The following is a 16,432-nucleotide window of genomic DNA, read 5'->3' as shown; positions in this document are numbered from 1 at the left end:
ACGCCGGGGCAATCGTCGGCTCCCGCCCGGGCCCCCGCCTAAACTGTGCAGGAGATCAATCGAACGGATGTGGCGAACCCAGTGCCCAAGAACTCAGTGCCAACAGCACAGGATCCCGACCAGACCGAGGCCGCGACCCAACCCGACAAGACCGAGGCGGCGAAGACCGAGAAGCCGGACGGTCGCAAACGCCGGTGGCGCGAACACAAGATCGCGCGCCGCGAGGAGCTGGTCGACGGCACCATCGCGGCCATCCGGGTGCGCGGACGCGAGATCGGCATGGACGAGATCGCGTCCGAGATCGGCGTCTCGAAGACCGTCCTGTACCGGTACTTCAACGACAAGAACGACCTCACCAGCGCCACCATGATGCGGTACGTGGAGACGGTGCTCGCGCCGCGCATGTACGCGGCCATCGGCGGCGACATGGACGAGTACGAGCTGGTCCGGGTGGCCATCACCGCGTACGTCGAGACCGTCGCCGAGGATCCGGAGGTCTACCTCTACGTGATGGCGAACAGCGCGGGCGGCAACCGCGACGTCGTCGCCGAATCGGAGCGGATGATCGCCGAGCTGCTCTCCACCGTCCTCGGTGAGCGGCTGCGCCAGATGGAGATGGATTCCGGCGGGTCGTTGCCGTGGGCCTACGGGATCGTCGGCGCCGTGCAGCTCGCCACTCACTGGTGGATCTCGAACAAGTCGATGACCGCGGAGAATCTCATCGACTACCTGACGATGATGACCTGGGGCGGCATCACCGGGATCGCGGAGGTAGCCGGCTCCCCGGCCCGGTTCAACACCTCCTCGCACCCGCTGCTGCGAGGAGACGACCCAGACGGCCTCTGAGCAGTCTTGTGTAACCGAAAGTAACAGGTATTCTGGCGGGGTGAGTGACTTCGAGACCGAGCCCACCGAGGACCACGACGAGCCGGACGGTTACTCCGGCAAGGCGCTGGTCACCGTGGGAGAGCACCCCACCCTCACGCTCGATGTCCAACTCGTCGGCCATTTCGAGCCGATCAGTGGCCGCTACCTGTGGCAGGGACGGGTCCGCCGACTGGCGGAGTCGCTGCCCGACGGCGTGACGGCCGCGCCGGGCGCCGAACTGGAGATCGAGACCCCGGAGGGCTCGGGCATCGCGAAGGTGTCCGCGATCGACCTGTGGGGCAGCCACATGATCGAGGGCTTGTCGGGCCGGCCGTTCTCCGCGATGGAGGACACCGAAGGCCTGCTCTGACCGGGCCGGTTTCCCGTCAGGTCCCGACCCCGAGACCCGAACGCAGGAAGTCGACGAGCGGCGCCGCCAGGTCCTCCGCCGTGTCCGTGCCGTGCAGCGGGAACACGGCCGAGGCGAGCAGGATCGAGCCCATCGCCTCGCCTGCCACCTCGAGGTCGACGGCGCCGTGCAGGGCTCCGCTCCGCGCCCCATCGGCGAGGAACCCGACGGCGACGTCACCGAACTGTCCGAACACCCCGAGTAGCCGATCGATCAGGACCGGATCGATGGACGGCGCCTCGAACACCACAAATCGGATCAGTTCCGGTTCCTGCCGCACCAGTTCGTGCAGGCGATCGACGATGAGCCGATACCGGTCGAAGAACTCGTCGAGGTCCGCGGAGCGTCCGAGCGCGTCCTCGACGATCCGCTCCCGAATCAGTTCGAATCCGCGGTCCACGACCGCATCCAACACATCGCGCTTGCTGGTGAAGTAGTTGTAGAACGTGCCGTGACCGACGCCGAGTGCCGCCACGATGTCGGCGACCCCGCAGTGCGCGTAGCCGTCCGCGACGAACACCTGCGCGGCCGCCTGGATCAGCTCGCGGCGCCGCTCGGCGCTGCGCCCGCCCTCGGTTCGGTCGGCGACGCCTTCGCTCACGTCGCGGGTCCGTCCGCAACCGGACGTCGCAGGCCGAACGACACCAGGGCGACGATCGTGTCGGTGTACCGGGCCCGGTCCGCGGCGCCCTGGCCAACGCGCAGTCCGCGCAGCAGTCCGGGCCAGGTCAGGGCGATGATCGAATGCCCGACCGCGTTCGTGTCGAGGTCCTTGCGCAGCAAGCCGCCGAGGATCCCCAGGTCGAGCACCTCCGCGACGAGTCCGGCGAGCACCTGCTCGCCGCGCATGACCCGGCGGCCGAACTCATCCTCGATGGCGCTGGCCTCGACCATCAGCAACTTCAGCACGTTCGGGGAGTCCTCGACCAATCCGAACAGCGCGTCGGCGAGGGACCGAATCCGGGCGATCAGGGACTCCAGCGTCTCCAGCGGCTCCAGCAGCGCGGGCGCGTCGACGACGTCGATCAGTTCCCGCAGGCAGCGGTCCATGACGTGGTCGAGGATCTCGCGCTTGCTGTCGAAATACCGATACATGGTGCCGAGTCCCACGCCCGCACGCTTGGCCAGTTGCGCCGCCGTGGTCGCCTCGTAGCCACGCTCGGCGAACTCCTCGATCGCGGAGGAGAGGATCTGGTCGCGCCTGGCCTCGGACAACCCTGGCTGCGGCGGCCGCCCACGGCGAACGGGGGCCTCCGCGAGCACGACGGGCGGCGCCACATCGGTGTGCGTCGACGACAAACCTGGCTCCTTCGGCGTCACGGAGCCGCCGCGGCCAGGCGACAATGTCACCGGCCGCCGCGGCCAGGCGACAATGTCACCGGCCGTCGCGGCCATGCGACGGTGACGCGGGCTCGGCAACTCACGACAATGCGCCCGCGGCGGCGGACGCATTCAAGGACCGGCCAGTTACCGATCCATGATCAGGATATTACCAACTTCCCGGGTTCAACCGGCGGTCTCGATGACCTCCACCGCCGGTTCGTCGGTCGCGGCGCGGCGCCCGGCAACGGCCCCCGACCTGCTCCCGAGCAGCTCGAAGTCGGAGGGGTCGAGCCTGCGGGTGCGCCACCAGTATTGCCAGGTGAACCCCGGCCAGATGGTGCGATTGACCCCCTTGGCGTCGAGATACCAGCTGACGCAGCCGCCGTTGGTCCACACACCCTTGGACAGCTTGGCCTGGATGTCCGCATTGAATCGGTCCTGCGCCTCCTGGCGCACCGCGATCGCCTCCGCTCCGTTGTCGTCGACCAGTTTCATGGCCGCGAGCGCATAGCGGATCTGCTGCTCGATCATGAACACCACCGAGTTGTGTCCGAGCCCGGTGTTGGGCCCGAGCAGGAAGAAGGCGTTCGGGTAGCCGGCGGCGGTGATGCCCAGGTGGGTCTGGATGCCGTGTTCGTTCCAGTACGGCACCAGCTCCCGGCCGCCGATTCCCGCGACGTTCACGCTGTCGAACCCGTCGGTCACATGGAATCCGGTCCCGTAGATGATCGCGTCCACCTCGCGCACGGCGCCGTCCGCGGCCACCACCGCCGACTCGGTGACCCGCTCGATGCCGTCGGTGATGATCTCCACGTTGGGCTTGGCAAGCGCCGGGTAGTAGTCGTTGGACCCGAGGATTCGCTTGCAGCCGATCCGGTAGTCGGGGGTCAGCTTCCGCCGCAGCACCGGGTCGGAGATGCTGCGTGCGATGTTCTTCTTCGCGATCTTCTCCAGCGGGCCCATCAGGTTGGAGTGCCCGTTGAGGCCGAGCGCCAGCGCTTCCGACGCCCAGTAGATGCCGCCTCGGAAGGCCCTCCTGACCGGCGGCACCCGGTCGAACACCCGGCGCATGCGCTCGCCGATCGAGAAATTCGTGCGGGGTATCACCCAGGCCGGGGTGCGCTGGTAGAGCTGCAACTCGGCGACCTGGTCCACGATCTCCGGCACGAACTGGATGGCGCTGGCGCCGGTGCCGATCACCGCGACTCGCTTGCCGGTCAGGTCGTAGTCGTGATCCCACCGGGCGGAGTGGAACGCGACGCCCCCGAATGACTCGATCCCGGGCAGTGCGGGGACATTCGGGATGTGCAGCGCGCCGACCCCCGAGACCAGGTAGCGCGCGACGTACTCGTCGCCCTCCTCGGTGACGATGTGCCAGCGGTTCTCGGCCTCGTCCCAGTACCCGCCGTTGGTGGTGCGGCCGAAGTGCGTCTTGCGGCGCAGGTCGTACTTGTCGGCCAGACCCAACAGATATTCGAGGATCTCCGGCTGTCCGGACCACACCTTGGACCAGCCCGGGTTCGGCTCGAAGGAAAACGAGTACATGTGCGACGGCACGTCGCAGGCACAGCCGGGGTAGGTGTTCTCCCGCCAGGTGCCGCCGACCTCGCCGGCCTTCTCGAGGACGATGAAGTCCGGGCGACCGGCCTTGAGGAGCTGGATCGCCATGCCCATGCCTGAGAAGCCGGTGCCGATGATGAGCACATCGGTCCGGTGCACCGTCCGCGCCGACTCGACGGCGCGGCTTGCGTCGACGTCACTGGTCACGTGCCCGTCCTCAACTATCCGATACCTACGGTGATAGTAACTCGATGTGACGGCACTCACCATCGCCTCGCGCGGCCGAAACGCAGCAGTCGGAGCAGCGCGAATTCCGCTGCGCCATGACTACAGTCACGACATGGCCAAGCATTCAGAGGAATCGAACGGCACCTGGACGATCCCGGCGGCCGAGGCCCTGCGGGCGACGCCGGACACCAGGGTTGCCGACATCGACACCGACGGCACCCCGGGCTTCGTCGGCAACAAGGCGATCGGCGAGCAACTGCTCGAGGAACGCGGCTCGCGCCTGTCCGCCCTGCAGGAGTTGCTGTACGCGAACGGGCGGTCCGGCGAGACCCGCTCGATCCTCCTGGTATTGCAGGGCATGGACACCGCGGGCAAGGGCGGAATGCTCCGGCACGTGATCGGCCACGTCGACCCGCAGGGTGTCGACCACGCGGCCTTCGGGGTCCCGACCGCGGAGGAAAAGCGGCACCACTACCTATGGCGCATCCGCAAGGCCCTGCCGCGTGGGGGCCAGATCGGCGTCTTCGACCGGTCCCACTACGAGGACGTGCTGGTGGTGCGGGTGCACGACCTGGTCCCACCGGACGTGTGGGAGCCGCGCTACGACGAGATCAACGCGTTCGAGCAGGAACTGGTCGAGTCCGGCACGAAGATCATCAAGGTGGCGATGTTCGTCTCGCTGGAGGAGCAGAAGTCCCGGCTCGCGGAGCGGCTCGAGCGGCCCGACAAGTACTGGAAGTACAACCCGGGCGACGTCACCGAGCGCGGCTTCTGGCCGGACTACCAGAAGGCGTACCAGGCCATGCTCGACCGGACCTCCACCGAGCACGCGCCGTGGTACGTGGTGCCCTGCGACCGCAAGTGGTACAGCAGGCTGGCCGTCACCGAACTGCTCATCGACGCACTCGAGGAGCTCGACTTGAGTTGGCCGCCCGCAGATTTCGACATCGACGTGGAGAAGGCCCGGCTCGCCGAGTCCTGAGCGCCGGCACGAAGGGCTCGACCCTAGGGGAAGTGCGGCGTCTCGCGGCCCAGCTTGTGGTCGTGGTGGACGGTGCCGCCGACGACCACGGCGGCCGTCGTGATCACCAATACCAGTGCCGACCCGGCGACGATGGCCCAACCGGGGTGTCCGGACCCGGCCGCCACCAGGAACATCCCAAGGGTGAGTGCGGTGAGCAGGACGCAGCCGAAGCCGACCCACCCGGCAAAGATGTTCAGGCTCATCGCTGACTCCTCTCGGCCGGCGGCATCCCTGCTGTCGTCACCGCACGGGCCAGCGCTCGCCGCCGGGCAGCGGGAACCGGGGGGTGTGCTGGTGCACCTTGTGGTCGTGCCGCACGGCGCTGCTAACGATGCTCGAACCGATCAGCAGGCACGCAACGCAGACGAGGCCCGCCACGATCGCCCAGCCGGTGAAGCCCGACGCGGCCGCGACCACGGTCAGGGCGAAGGTGAGCAGGGCAACGAGCCCGAGGGCGTAACCGACCCACTCGGAGAACAGACTCAGCTTCTCGGGGAACCGACGCACCTGCCCGGGGAACTGTCGCAGCTGGTCGGAGAACATATTCAGCCTCATGTCGGCGAACAGATTCTGGATCATGTCACTCCTCCTCGTATCGAGGATCGTTCGTTGTGTTCGACGCTACGCCCGCCGAACCGACCGCGACAAGGTCAGAACTGGCCGACCGCCTCCGGATGCTGGGTGAGCTTGCCGACGAGCGCCGCACAGAACCAGTGCAGGTCCGCGGGCCCGCGGCTGGTGATCAGGTTCCGGTCCACCACGACCTTCTCGTTCACGTGGATGCCGCCCGCGTTGATGATGTCGGTGCGCAGGCTCGGCCAGCTGGTCAGCGTCCGGCCATCGACCACGTCCGCCTCGAGCAGCATCCACGGGCCGTGGCCGATCGCGCCGACCGGCTTCCCGACGTGCACGAAATGCCGCACGAACGCGACAGCATGGTCGTCGACCCGTAGCCGATCCGGGTTCATCGTTCCGCCCGGCAGGATCAGGCCGTCGAAGTCGTCGACGTTCGCCCGCGACACCACCAGGTCGACCGGGAACCTGTCGGCGGGCTGCACATCCCCGCGGCATGCCCGGATCTCACCGGGTTCGAGGGAGAGCAGCGCCACCGTGGCGCCCGCCGCCTCGACCGCACGCTGCGGCTCGATCAGCTCGTCCTGCTCGACGCCGTCCGTTGCCAGGATCGCCACCCGATGACCCTTGAGTTGCCCTGTCATGTGCCCAGACTCCTCCGCGCTCGTACCCGCAGCTCCCTGGGCGGCCTCGCTCGCGGCTACTGAAGGTCGGGCGCCGCGAGCACACCCGGGCTTGCTCCGAGTATGGACCTCGCCGGGTGGCACTGCCAGGGTCGGCCGCGACCGTGGCAGGGGCGGTCAGAAGGTCGCTGCGTCGATGACGAAGCGGTAACGCACGTCGCTGCGCACCACCCGGTCGTAGGCCTCGTTGATGCCGTCAGCGGAGATCACCTCGATCTCCGCGCCGATCCCGTGTTGGGCGCAGAAGTTCAGCATTTCCTGGGTCTGCGCGATGCCACCGACCATCGATCCGGCCAGGCTGCGCCGGTTCGCCGCGAGCGAGAATCCGCTGACCCGGATCGGCTTCTCGGGCAGGCCGAGCTCCACCAGCGCACCGCCTATCGCGAGCGTCGACATGTACAGGTCGATGTCGAGGTTCACCGAGACGGTGTTGAGGATCAGGTCGAACCTCGAGCGCAGCGCCTTGAGGGTCGCCGGGTCGCTCGTCGCGTAGTAGTGGTGCGCTCCGAAGCGCAAGCCGTCGTCCCGCTTGCTCAGCGTCTGACTCAGTACCGTCACCTCCGCGCCGAGCGCGGCCGCGATCTTCACCCCGACGTGTCCGAGCCCGCCCATGCCGATGATCGCCACCTGCGTGCCCGGGCCCGCTCCCCAGTGCCGCAGCGGCGAATACAGCGTGATGCCCGCGCAGAGCAGCGGAGCTGCGACGTCCAGTTCGAGACCCTCGGGGATGCTGAGCACGAAGCGCTCGGTGACCACGATGTGGGTGGAATACCCGCCCATCGTGTACTCACCGTCGCCGACACGCGAATTATAGGTCTGCACAACACGTTTGGTGCAGTACTGTTCGTCATTCGAGACGCAGGCGACGCAGGTGCCACACGAGTCGACGAAGCAGCCGACGCCGACGCGGTCCCCGACCCGATGCCGGGCGACGTCGGAGCCGACCGCGGTGACGATGCCGGCGATCTCGTGGCCAGGCACCACCGGATATTGGGTGCCGCCCCACTCGTTGCGTGCGGTGTGGATGTCGGAATGGCAGATGCCCGCGTACTTGATCTCGATGAGCACGTCGAGCGGGCCCAGGTCTCGGCGCTCGATGCTGACCTTCTCGAGCGGTCCATCGGCACTGGATGCGGCGTAAGCAGAAACAGTGAGCATGGCTACATGTCTATCGGCATCCCCGGTGTCGCGCAATGCCGTCGCCGGGACCGGAGTCCCCTTCACCGAAACCGCCCGCAGCCCGGGACGTCTCCCTACGATCACCCTGTTGGACAACTGTCCAAATTGCTGTACGAATCTACGGAGGAAATACATGCACCGACTGCTGGCGATCGGCTTCGCCACCGCAATATTCGGAACCCTGGTCTCCTCGGCGCCCGCGATCGCCACCGCCGACGAAGTCGAGCGACCACCGGCGAGCCAGGTTCACACGGAGGGCCGCTCGCTGGTCGACGGATTTGGGCGCACCGTCCTGCTGCACGGCGTCAACAACGTCGACAAGGATGCCCCGTACCTCAATCCGGGCGACGGGCTCACGATCACCGACCAGGACGCAGACCTGCTCACCCAACACGGGTTCAACACCGTTCGACTCGGAGTCTCGTTTGACGGGCTGATGCCCGAACGCGGCCGGATCGACGACGCGTACCTCGAGCGAATCGCGGGCACGGTCGACATGCTCGCAGCCAGGGGCATCCACGTCCTGCTCGACAACCATCAGGACGGGCTCTCGAACATATGGGGCGGCAACGGATTTCCCGCCTGGTCCATCGAGGCCCGACCCTTTCCCGGCGAGCCGAACCCCGGGTTCCCGATGAACTACCTGATGCCGACCATGAACCTCGGTTGGGACGAGGTCTGGAACAACACCCACGGCGCGCTCGACCACCTCGGCACCGCCCTCGGCGCGCTCGCCGCGAAGGTGAACGGCAAGCCGGGGGTGCTGGGCATCGAGCTGATGAACGAGCCGTGGCCCGGATCGCCGTTCCTGACCTGCTTCCCGAACGGCTGCCCGGAGTTCGACCGGAAGTACCAGGCGGCGATGCAGAAGCTGACCGATCATGTCCGCGGGGCGAATCCGACGGTCCCGGTGTTCTGGGAGCCCAACGTGACGTGGAACCAGTTGATGCCCTCGAACATGGCCAACCCGCCGAAGACTCCCGCACTGGGCGACCAGAACATCGTCTTCGCCCCGCACGACTACTGCATCCCGAGCCAACTGGCGATCTACCTCAACCTGCCGAAGGAGTTTCGGGGGCTGTGCTCCGCACAGCACGACAACACGTGGCGCAACATCGATTCGTTCATGAACCGCGCCGATATCCCGACCGTGGTGACCGAATTCGGTGACGGTGATCCCACCGTGATCGCCAACACCCTCGCGCGCGCCGACGAACGCTTCATCGGATGGCATTACTGGCACTACAGCAGCATCTTCGGGCCCAGTGGCGGGCGCGACCCGTTCCTCGGGGACCTCGGACGTCAACTGGTGCGCACCTACCCGCAGGCGACCGCCGGAATCCCGAAGAAGTTGCGGTTCAATCCCGATGGCGGCGATTTCGAGTACAGCTACTCCCCCAAGGCCTCCGCCCGGCCGACCGAGATCTACGTCTCCGACCTGCACTACCCCGGCGGCTACGTCACCGAGGTACAGGGTGGGCGGGTGACGTCCGCGCCCGGTGCCCGCACGGTGACTGTCGAGGCCGACGACTCGGCGCCCGTCACCGTCCGTATCCATCGCCCCGACTCCACCGGCAACGACCTGCCGGGTGGAACCGGGTCCGCTGAGTCCGGTTCCAGCGGTTCGGCAGGCGCTGTCGAGGGCGCTGGTAGCAGCGGCTCCTGACCGGGCCGACAACGCAGGAGGCTCCGGACCGATCACGGTCTGGAGCCTCCTGTGTCACTTGCCTACTCGGCCGCGGCGGCCGTCTCCGCGCGGCGGCGCAGGCGGCGGGCCGCCGCCACCAGGTTCCGCAGCGAGGGCTCGAGCTGCCAGTAGTGCCGGGTCTTGAGACCACCGTCGGGGTTGGCCCACAGGCGCTCCAGCTCCACCGACTCGGACGCCTCGGTGAGCAGCTCGTCGAGCTCATCGATGTCCGGGATGCGGGCCGAACGGCTCTCGTACACACCGGGACCCACGCCGTGGGTGAGCTTGCGCTCCTTGATGGCGTCGAGCACCCATGTGATCGAGCGGGTCGCCACGATGGCGGTCACGTCGCAGTCCATCCGCTCGATCGCGTCCACCACCGACTTCTGAGTCGTGTAGGTCAGGTGGGTGTGGATCTGCGTCTCCGGCTTGGCGCCGCCCGTCGCCAGCTTGAACGCGTCGACCGCCCAGTCCAGGTACTCCTTGCGTCCGCCCGCCCGCAGTGGCAGCAGCTCCCGGATCGCCGGCTCGTCGACCTGGATGATCGAGATGCCTGCGGCCTCGAGGTCGGCCACCTCGTCGCGGATCGCCAGCGCCAGTTGATCGGCGGTCTCGTGCAACGGCTGGTCCTGCCGGACGAACGAGCGTGCCAGCATGGTGATCGGACCGGTGAGCATGCCCTTGACCGGCTTCTCGGTCAGCGACTGCGCGTAGCCGATCCAATCGACGGTCATGGGCCCCCGCCTGCGCACGTCGCCGTAGAGGATCGGCGGACGGACGCAGCGCGAACCGTAGGCCTGCACCCAGCCGTTGTGCGTGGACGCGAATCCGTCCATCAGCTCGGCGAAGTACTGGATCATGTCGTTGCGCTCGTGCTCGCCGTGCACGAAGACGTCGAGGCCGATGTCCTCCTGCAGCCGGATCGTGCTCTCGATCTCGGCCTGGATGCGCTTGACGTAGTCCGCCCACTCCAGCCGTCCCTGGCCGAGTTCGTAGCGCGCCTGGCGGACGGCATCGGTCTGCGGGAACGACCCCAGCGTCGTGGCGGGCACCTTCGGCAGGTTCAGCTTCTGCTGCTGCGCGAGCCGACGGTCCTCGTACGGCGCCCGGATGCGGTCCTCGGCCTTGATGGCGTAAACCCGTTGCCGCACTTCGTGCTTCTGCTTGAAGTGCACCTTCGTCGGCTTCTTGCGCCAGCGCTCGGACGGGCCCTCGGTCAGCGCCTTGGCCAGCGAGACCACCTCGCCGACCTTCTGCTTCGCGAAGGCGAGCCGGTCCGCGACGTCACCGTCGAGATCCCACTCGGCGAGCACGTCGTAGGGCACGTGCATCAGCGAACAGGACGTGGAGACGACGAGATCCGGGATCACGTCCTTGAGCGAGGAGAGGTAGGTGAGGGTGACGAAGTTGTCCGCCCGCCAGACGTTTCGGCCGTTGACGACGCCCGCGTAGATGCGCTTGCGCTTGAGGCCGGGGATCGCGGCCAGCTCGTCGGCCGCGACCTTGCCGTAGACCAGGTCGAGTCCGAGCGCCTCGACCTTGGTTGCGGCCAGGATCGGCAGGGCCTCACCGAGATTCCCGTACGGGCCGGTGACCAGGATGCGCGGTCGCAGCGGGGCATGGGACAGCGCGGTGTACGCCCGGCCGAGCGCGGCCAGTTCCTCAGGGGTGCGGTCCTGGGTGAAGGCGGGCTCGTCCAGCTGGACGCAGGTCGCCCCTGCCTTGGCGAGCAACTCGAACAGCGCCTCGTACTGCGGCAGCAGCGAATCCAGCAGGTCGAGCACCGAGAAGTCGTCCGCCGCATCGGCGCTCGCCTTCGACAGCAGCAGCAGCGAGAGGGGGCCCAGGATCACCGGACGCAGTTCGATACCGCGGGCCTTGGCCCGTTCGAACTCGTCCATCAGGGCGTCGGCGCGCAGCGTGAACACCGTGCGCTCGTCGAGCTCGGGCTGACGGTAGTAGTAGTTGGTGTCGATGAACCGCACCAGCTCCAGCGGCGGGAAGTCAGGCCTGCCGCGGGCCATGGTGAAGTAGAAGTCGAGTTCGTTCAGCTCACCCTCGAGCGGGGCGAACCGGCCGGGCACGGCGCCGAAGAGCAGCGCGTTGTCCAGCACGTGGTCGTAGTAGGAGAAGGTGTTACCGGGGACCTGCGTCAGGCCGGTCGCGGCCAGCTCGCTCCAGGTCTGCTCCTGGAGCTCTCGACCGACGGCGATCAACTCGGCCTGGCTGGCCTGCCCGTGCCAATACGCTTCGAGTGCCCGCTTGAGTTCGCGTCGTGGCCCGATCCTGGGGTACCCCAGGATGCTGGAGCCGTAGGTGGCGGCGCTGTTGGACATCGTGTCGACCTCTCCCTCGATGCGCTTCGCGCCCGTGAGCGATCGATACCCCTGCTGGGGCGAAAATCGCGCACGGGCGCCGAAGGTGCGTACTGGTGAAGCTACCTAGCTTGCTTTCTTCGTGCTCCGACCGTTGTCGCCGTACTCGTAGAAGCCCGCGCCGGACTTCTTGCCGACCAGGCCGGCCTCGACCATGCGCAGCAGCAGCGGCGGCGCCGAGTACAGCGGCTCCTTGAACTCCTCGTACATCGAGTCCGCGATCGACTTGACCGTGTCCAGGCCGACCAGGTCCGTCAGTGCCAGCGGGCCCATCGGGTGGTTACAGCCGAGCACCATCGCGCGGTCCACGTCGTCCTTGGTCGCGAAACCGGACTCGACCATGCGGATCGCCGACAACAGGTACGGCACCAGGAGCGCGTTGACCACGAAGCCGGAGCGGTCGGCGCTGCGGACGACCTGCTTGCCGAGCACCTGGCTGGCGAACTCCTCGGCCCGCGCGGAGACCGCTGCGCTGGTCTTGAGGGTGGTGACCAGCTCGACGAGCGGGAGCACGGGCACCGGGTTGAAGAAGTGCATGCCGATCACGCGCTCGGGAGCCTTGGTGGCGATGCCCAGCTTCATGATCGGGATCGAGGAGGTGTTGGACGCCAGCACCGCGTTGGGGTCCGTCACGACCTGGTCGAGCTCGGCGAAGATCGCGCTCTTGACCTTCTCGTCCTCGAGGACGGCCTCCACGACGAGCTGCCGGTCGGCGAAGTCGCCGAGGTCGGAGGTGAAGCGCAGCCGCCAGGCAGCCTGCTCCCGCTCACGCTCGGTGATCTTGCCGCTGCTCACGCCGCGGTCCAGCGAGCGCAGGATGCGGGCGCGGCCCGCCGCGGCGAGCTCGCGGGTCTGCTCGAACACCAGAACATCGACATGTGCGCGGGCGCACACCTCGGCGATTCCGGCGCCCATGATGCCTGCGCCGATCACGCCGACGCGCTGAATCTTTTCGTTCGTCACGTCGTATCTCCCTCAACTTGCCTGTGCTCCGGTGACAACAGATTTGGCGAGCACATGGGTAACTCGCCGGGTAGTCCAAAAGCCTCGAACTTCGGAAACCGGCGGCCCGCAACGCAAATTGCGGGCCGCCGATCTGGTACGCCGAAATCAGGAGAGGCGGCTCAGCCCAGTTCTTAGTGGAACTGGCCCTCTTCGGTGGAGCCCTTCAGCGCCGCGGTGGACGTGTTGGGGTCGACCGTGGTGGCGATCTTGTCGAAGTAGCCGGCGCCGACCTCGCGCTGGTGCTTGATGGCGGTGAAGCCACGCTCCTCGGCGGCCTTGAACTCGCGCTCCTGCAGGTCGACGAAGGCGGTCATGCCCTCACGGGCGTAGCCGTGGGCCAGGTCGAACATGCCGTAGTTGAGCGAGTGGAAGCCGGCCAGGGTGATGAACTGGAACTTGAAGCCCATCGCGCCGAGCTCCTTCTGGAACTTCGCGATGGTCGCGTCGTCCAGGTGCTGCTTCCAGTTGAAGGACGGGGAGCAGTTGTAGGCCAGCAGCTGGTCCGGGAACTCGCTGCGGACGGCCTCGGAGAACTTCTTGGCGACCTCGAGGTCCGGCACGCCGGTCTCCATCCAGATGAGGTCGGAGTACGGCGCGTAGGCCTTGGCGCGGGCGATGCAGGGCTCGATGCCGTTCTTGATGCCGTAGAAGCCCTCGGCCGTGCGGGTGCCGTCGAGGAACGGGCGGTCACGCTCGTCCACGTCGGAGGTGAGCAGGGTGGCGGCCTCGGCGTCGGTGCGCGCGATGACGACCGTCGGGACGTCCGCGACGTCGGCCGCGAGACGCGCCGAGGTCAGGGTGCGGATGTGCTGCTGGGTGGGGATGAGCACCTTTCCACCGAGGTGGCCGCACTTCTTCTCCGATGCGAGCTGGTCCTCCCAGTGCGAACCGGCGACACCGGACGCGATCATGGCCTTCTGCAGCTCGTAGACGTTGAGGGCGCCACCGAAGCCGGCCTCGCCGTCCGCGACGATCGGGGCGAGCCAGTTCTCGACCGAGGTGTCACCCTCGACCTTGGCGATCTCGTCGGCGCGCAGCAGCGCGTTGTTGATGCGACGGACAACCTGCGGCACCGAGTTGGCCGGGTAGAGGCTCTGGTCCGGGTAGGTGTGACCCGAGAGGTTCGCGTCGCCTGCGACCTGCCAGCCGGAGAGGTAGATGGCCTTGAGGCCCGCGCGGACCTGCTGCACGGCCTGGTTGCCGGTGAGGGCGCCCAGGGAGTTGATGTAGTCCTCGTTGTTCACGAGGTCCCACAGGATCTCCGAGCCACGGCGGGCCAGGGTGGCCTCCTCGACGACGGAGCCCTGGAGCTTGACGACCTGCTCGGCCGTGTAGTTACGGGTGAGTCCCTTCCAGCGGGGATTGGTGTCCCAATCCTGCTGGATCTCAGCTGCGGTCTTCGGGGTGCCGGTGGTCGACATCGAGGCTCCACTCTCTTGTATCTGCTGGTCCGGTACGGATGTACTGCTTCACATCCTTGCCAGGCCCTTCGTATGTACTCAACGAGAGTGGCACAACCAAAAACTGCCGTCTACCTGTTGCTAATGCCAATCTTGGCTAGGTTTTCAACCAGTGTTGCTAACTTTGCAAATATCTCAACGGCCAAGCGAACGCTTGGCTACCGGCGAGTAGGTCAGCTAGCTACCGGCAAGTAGCTTCCGACCTGCGGGTTGTGTGGGGCACGCGGCCGACGGTGGTCGCATCGACACCGCGGCCTGGTGCACGACAGCCCGCGACGCCGATCACGGTGGACCCGACCCGGTTGTGAGGGCAATCACGTGGCCCGAGCGTTCTTGGTTTCAGGTCGAACGCCTCACTCGCGGCGAAGTCGGCGCCCGACGCCGCGGGCCGCGGATACCGTTTCGCCCATGAGACTGCGATTGGGGCGCCCCGACATCACCGCGTATGCGGACCGGTTCGACGTCACCCCGGCGACCGACGGGCTCTCGGTCACGTTTCTCGGTGTCGCGACCCTGCTGATCGACGACGGCTCGTCCGCGATCATGACCGACGGCTTCTTCACCAGGCCAGCCCTGCCGGGCCTGCTGTTCGGCAGAATCGCGCCCGACCCGACGCGGATCGACGCCGCGCTCTCCCTCGCAGCCGTCACCCGGCTCGACGCCGTCATCCCGGTGCACACCCACTTCGACCACGCGATGGACTCGGCGGTCGTGGCCGAACGGACGGGCGCGCCCCTCGTCGGCGGCGAGTCCACCGCCTCGATCGGTCGCGGGCACGGGCTGCCCGCCGACCGGATTGTGGTCGCCACCTCCGGCGACGCGCTGCGGCTCGGCGGCTTCGAGGTCACCCTGATCGCGTCGGATCATTGCCCACCCGACCGCTACCCGGGCGAGATCACCGAGCCGGTCGTGCCACCGACCCGGGCGTCGGCGTACCGGTGCGGCGAGGCCTGGTCGATCATCGTCCGCCACCCGGTCTCCGGGCGGTCCGTGCTCGTGCAGGGCAGCGCCGGATACGTGCCCGGGTCGCTCGCGGGCCTGCGGGCCGACGTGGCCTACCTCGGGGTTGGGCAGCTCGGGATCCAGTCCGAGGAGTACGTCGAGACCTACTGGCGCGAGACCGTCCGCGAGGTCGGCGCCAGGCGCGCGGTCCTGATCCACTGGGACGACTTCTTCCGGCCGCTGTCGAAACCGCTGCGCGCGCTCCCCTACGCGGGCGACGACCTCGACCGCACGATGGCGCTGCTCAGCCGGCTGGCCGACGAGGACGGCGTGACGCTGAGCTTCCCGACCGTCTTCGCCCGCGAGAACCCTTGGGCCTGAGCCTGGCAGTCACCTCTGGGCGGTCACCGCCGCTTCCTGCGCTTCCAGGCTGGCCGACGGAGTGCGGAGGGAGGCCACAGCACCCGCGTACAACGAGCCCTTGATCTCGCCGAGCGTGCGTCCGCGGGTGTGCACCAAACCCTGTGCACGACCGACCGCCTTGGGGAGCACGTCGTCGCCTGCCGCTACCTCGTCGACGAGTCCGTTGGCCTGCGCCTCGGTCCCGCCGTATCGGCGACCGCTCGTCAGCGCGGCATGCGCCGCCCGCGCAGGCAGCCGCGCGGTCAGCAGTTCGAGAACACCTGGGGTGTAGCTGATGCCAACCGTGATGCCCGGCAGACAGAAAAACCCCCGGTCACCGCGCATCACCTGATGGTCGTGCGCAGTGGCCAGGATCGCGCCGCCGCCGAAGGTGTGGCCCGGCATCGCGGCGACTGTCGCCATCGGAAAGGTCAGTATCCGCGCGAAGAGCGCGTGCACGCGATCCATGTAGGGATTGAGCTGTTCCAGGTTCTGGGCGAGCCAGACGGTGTCAAGGCCGGTGGAGTAGAACTTGCCGACCGCCGTGGTGACCAGTGCGGCCGGACCCTGACTCGCTTCGACCTCGTCGAGCAGCGCCTCGATCTCATCGAGCCACTGCGGATGAAACGCGTTCTCCTCGTCCCGTTCACCCTCGGTTCCGAGGTACAGGACGAACACATCTCCGGAGCGCTCCAGGTAAGGCATGGCGAGACGA

The 16,432-nt window shown here is 67.5% G+C and carries 16 protein-coding genes; 5 read left to right on the top strand and 11 right to left on the bottom strand.

All coding sequences use genetic code 11. The annotated features are described in order from the left end of the window. Nucleotides 1–81 precede the first annotated feature (81 nt). Both ACFXMV_RS18595 and ACFXMV_RS18590 read left to right on the top strand, forming a co-directional pair. Nucleotides 82–846, top strand: coding sequence for a TetR/AcrR family transcriptional regulator (locus ACFXMV_RS18595; protein ID WP_378499579.1), 765 nt, complete (start codon nucleotides 82–84; stop codon nucleotides 844–846). Nucleotides 847–886: 40 nt separating this feature from the next. Next, nucleotides 887–1,237 carry a DUF4873 domain-containing protein gene (locus ACFXMV_RS18590; protein WP_378499578.1) on the top strand — a complete coding sequence of 117 codons (351 nt, stop codon included), beginning with the start codon at nucleotides 887–889 and terminating at the stop codon, nucleotides 1,235–1,237. A 16-nt stretch (nucleotides 1,238–1,253) separates the two neighbouring features. On the opposite strand, the gene ACFXMV_RS18585 is transcribed toward ACFXMV_RS18590, so the two are convergent. The 3 genes from ACFXMV_RS18585 to ACFXMV_RS18575 all read right to left on the bottom strand — a co-directional run bounded on the left by ACFXMV_RS18585 (nucleotide 1,254) and on the right by ACFXMV_RS18575 (nucleotide 4,366). After that, the gene (locus ACFXMV_RS18585) at nucleotides 1,254–1,877 is read right to left on the bottom strand and encodes a TetR/AcrR family transcriptional regulator (protein WP_378499577.1); all 624 of its coding nucleotides are present in this window, start codon (nucleotides 1,875–1,877) and stop codon (nucleotides 1,254–1,256) included. Further along, the gene (locus ACFXMV_RS18580) at nucleotides 1,874–2,575 is read right to left on the bottom strand and encodes a TetR/AcrR family transcriptional regulator (RefSeq protein ID WP_378499576.1); all 702 of its coding nucleotides are present in this window, start codon (nucleotides 2,573–2,575) and stop codon (nucleotides 1,874–1,876) included. Before ACFXMV_RS18580 ends, ACFXMV_RS18585 begins: the two co-directional genes overlap by 4 nt. Nucleotides 2,576–2,782: 207 nt before the next feature. Next, on the bottom strand, nucleotides 2,783–4,366 hold the full coding sequence (locus ACFXMV_RS18575) for a flavin-containing monooxygenase (RefSeq protein ID WP_378499575.1): 1,584 nt from the start codon (nucleotides 4,364–4,366) through the stop codon (nucleotides 2,783–2,785). Between the two features lie 133 nt (nucleotides 4,367–4,499). Here ACFXMV_RS18575 and ACFXMV_RS18570 point away from each other — a divergent pair, with 133 nt between their 5' ends. Next, nucleotides 4,500–5,369, top strand: a complete 870-nt coding sequence (locus tag ACFXMV_RS18570) for a polyphosphate kinase 2 family protein (protein WP_378499574.1) — start codon at nucleotides 4,500–4,502, stop codon at nucleotides 5,367–5,369. Nucleotides 5,370–5,392: 23 nt separating this feature from the next. Here the strand turns inward: ACFXMV_RS18570 and ACFXMV_RS18565 are convergent, their stop codons facing one another. The 4 genes from ACFXMV_RS18565 to ACFXMV_RS18550 form a co-directional block, all read right to left on the bottom strand. Continuing rightward, nucleotides 5,393–5,614, bottom strand: a complete 222-nt coding sequence (locus ACFXMV_RS18565; RefSeq protein ID WP_378499573.1) for a hypothetical protein — start codon at nucleotides 5,612–5,614, stop codon at nucleotides 5,393–5,395. Nucleotides 5,615–5,651: 37 nt separating this feature from the next. Continuing rightward, on the bottom strand, nucleotides 5,652–5,990 hold the full coding sequence (locus ACFXMV_RS18560; protein ID WP_378499572.1) for a hypothetical protein: 339 nt from the start codon (nucleotides 5,988–5,990) through the stop codon (nucleotides 5,652–5,654). A 71-nt stretch (nucleotides 5,991–6,061) separates the two neighbouring features. Continuing rightward, nucleotides 6,062–6,628: a type 1 glutamine amidotransferase domain-containing protein gene (locus ACFXMV_RS18555; RefSeq protein ID WP_378499571.1), complete on the bottom strand. Its 567-nt coding sequence runs from the start codon at nucleotides 6,626–6,628 to the stop codon at nucleotides 6,062–6,064. A 156-nt stretch (nucleotides 6,629–6,784) separates the two neighbouring features. Further along, the gene (locus tag ACFXMV_RS18550) at nucleotides 6,785–7,825 is read right to left on the bottom strand and encodes an NAD(P)-dependent alcohol dehydrogenase (RefSeq protein ID WP_378499570.1); all 1,041 of its coding nucleotides are present in this window, start codon (nucleotides 7,823–7,825) and stop codon (nucleotides 6,785–6,787) included. Nucleotides 7,826–7,979: 154 nt separating this feature from the next. Here ACFXMV_RS18550 and ACFXMV_RS18545 point away from each other — a divergent pair, with 154 nt between their 5' ends. After that, nucleotides 7,980–9,512: a cellulase family glycosylhydrolase gene (locus ACFXMV_RS18545; RefSeq protein ID WP_378503443.1), complete on the top strand. Its 1,533-nt coding sequence runs from the start codon at nucleotides 7,980–7,982 to the stop codon at nucleotides 9,510–9,512. A gap of 62 nt (nucleotides 9,513–9,574) precedes the next feature. Here the strand turns inward: ACFXMV_RS18545 and metE are convergent, their stop codons facing one another. The 3 genes from metE to aceA all read right to left on the bottom strand — a co-directional run bounded on the left by metE (nucleotide 9,575) and on the right by aceA (nucleotide 14,334). Further along, nucleotides 9,575–11,869 carry a 5-methyltetrahydropteroyltriglutamate--homocysteine S-methyltransferase gene (gene metE, locus ACFXMV_RS18540; protein ID WP_378503442.1) on the bottom strand — a complete coding sequence of 765 codons (2,295 nt, stop codon included), beginning with the start codon at nucleotides 11,867–11,869 and terminating at the stop codon, nucleotides 9,575–9,577. A 105-nt stretch (nucleotides 11,870–11,974) separates the two neighbouring features. Next, on the bottom strand, nucleotides 11,975–12,871 hold the full coding sequence (locus ACFXMV_RS18535) for a 3-hydroxybutyryl-CoA dehydrogenase (protein WP_378499614.1): 897 nt from the start codon (nucleotides 12,869–12,871) through the stop codon (nucleotides 11,975–11,977). 173 nt (nucleotides 12,872–13,044) lie between these two features. Further along, complete coding sequence (gene aceA, locus ACFXMV_RS18530; RefSeq protein WP_097210198.1) at nucleotides 13,045–14,334, bottom strand: isocitrate lyase; 1,290 nt, start codon at nucleotides 14,332–14,334, stop codon at nucleotides 13,045–13,047. A 447-nt stretch (nucleotides 14,335–14,781) separates the two neighbouring features. On the opposite strand from aceA, the gene ACFXMV_RS18525 reads away from it, so the two are divergent. Further along, complete coding sequence (locus ACFXMV_RS18525) at nucleotides 14,782–15,696, top strand: MBL fold metallo-hydrolase (RefSeq protein ID WP_378499615.1); 915 nt, start codon at nucleotides 14,782–14,784, stop codon at nucleotides 15,694–15,696. Between the two features lie 9 nt (nucleotides 15,697–15,705). On the opposite strand, the gene ACFXMV_RS18520 is transcribed toward ACFXMV_RS18525, so the two are convergent. Further along, a complete protein-coding gene (locus ACFXMV_RS18520) occupies nucleotides 15,706–16,422 on the bottom strand; it encodes an enoyl-CoA hydratase/isomerase family protein (RefSeq protein ID WP_378499616.1) in 717 nt (238 codons plus the stop codon). Nucleotides 16,423–16,432 lie beyond the last annotated feature (10 nt).

The organism is Rhodococcus sp. NPDC059179, from assembly GCF_042754885.1.
Taxonomy (GTDB): Bacteria; Actinomycetota; Actinomycetes; order Mycobacteriales; family Mycobacteriaceae; genus Rhodococcus_G.
This window is presented reverse-complemented; position numbering and strand designations above follow the sequence as displayed.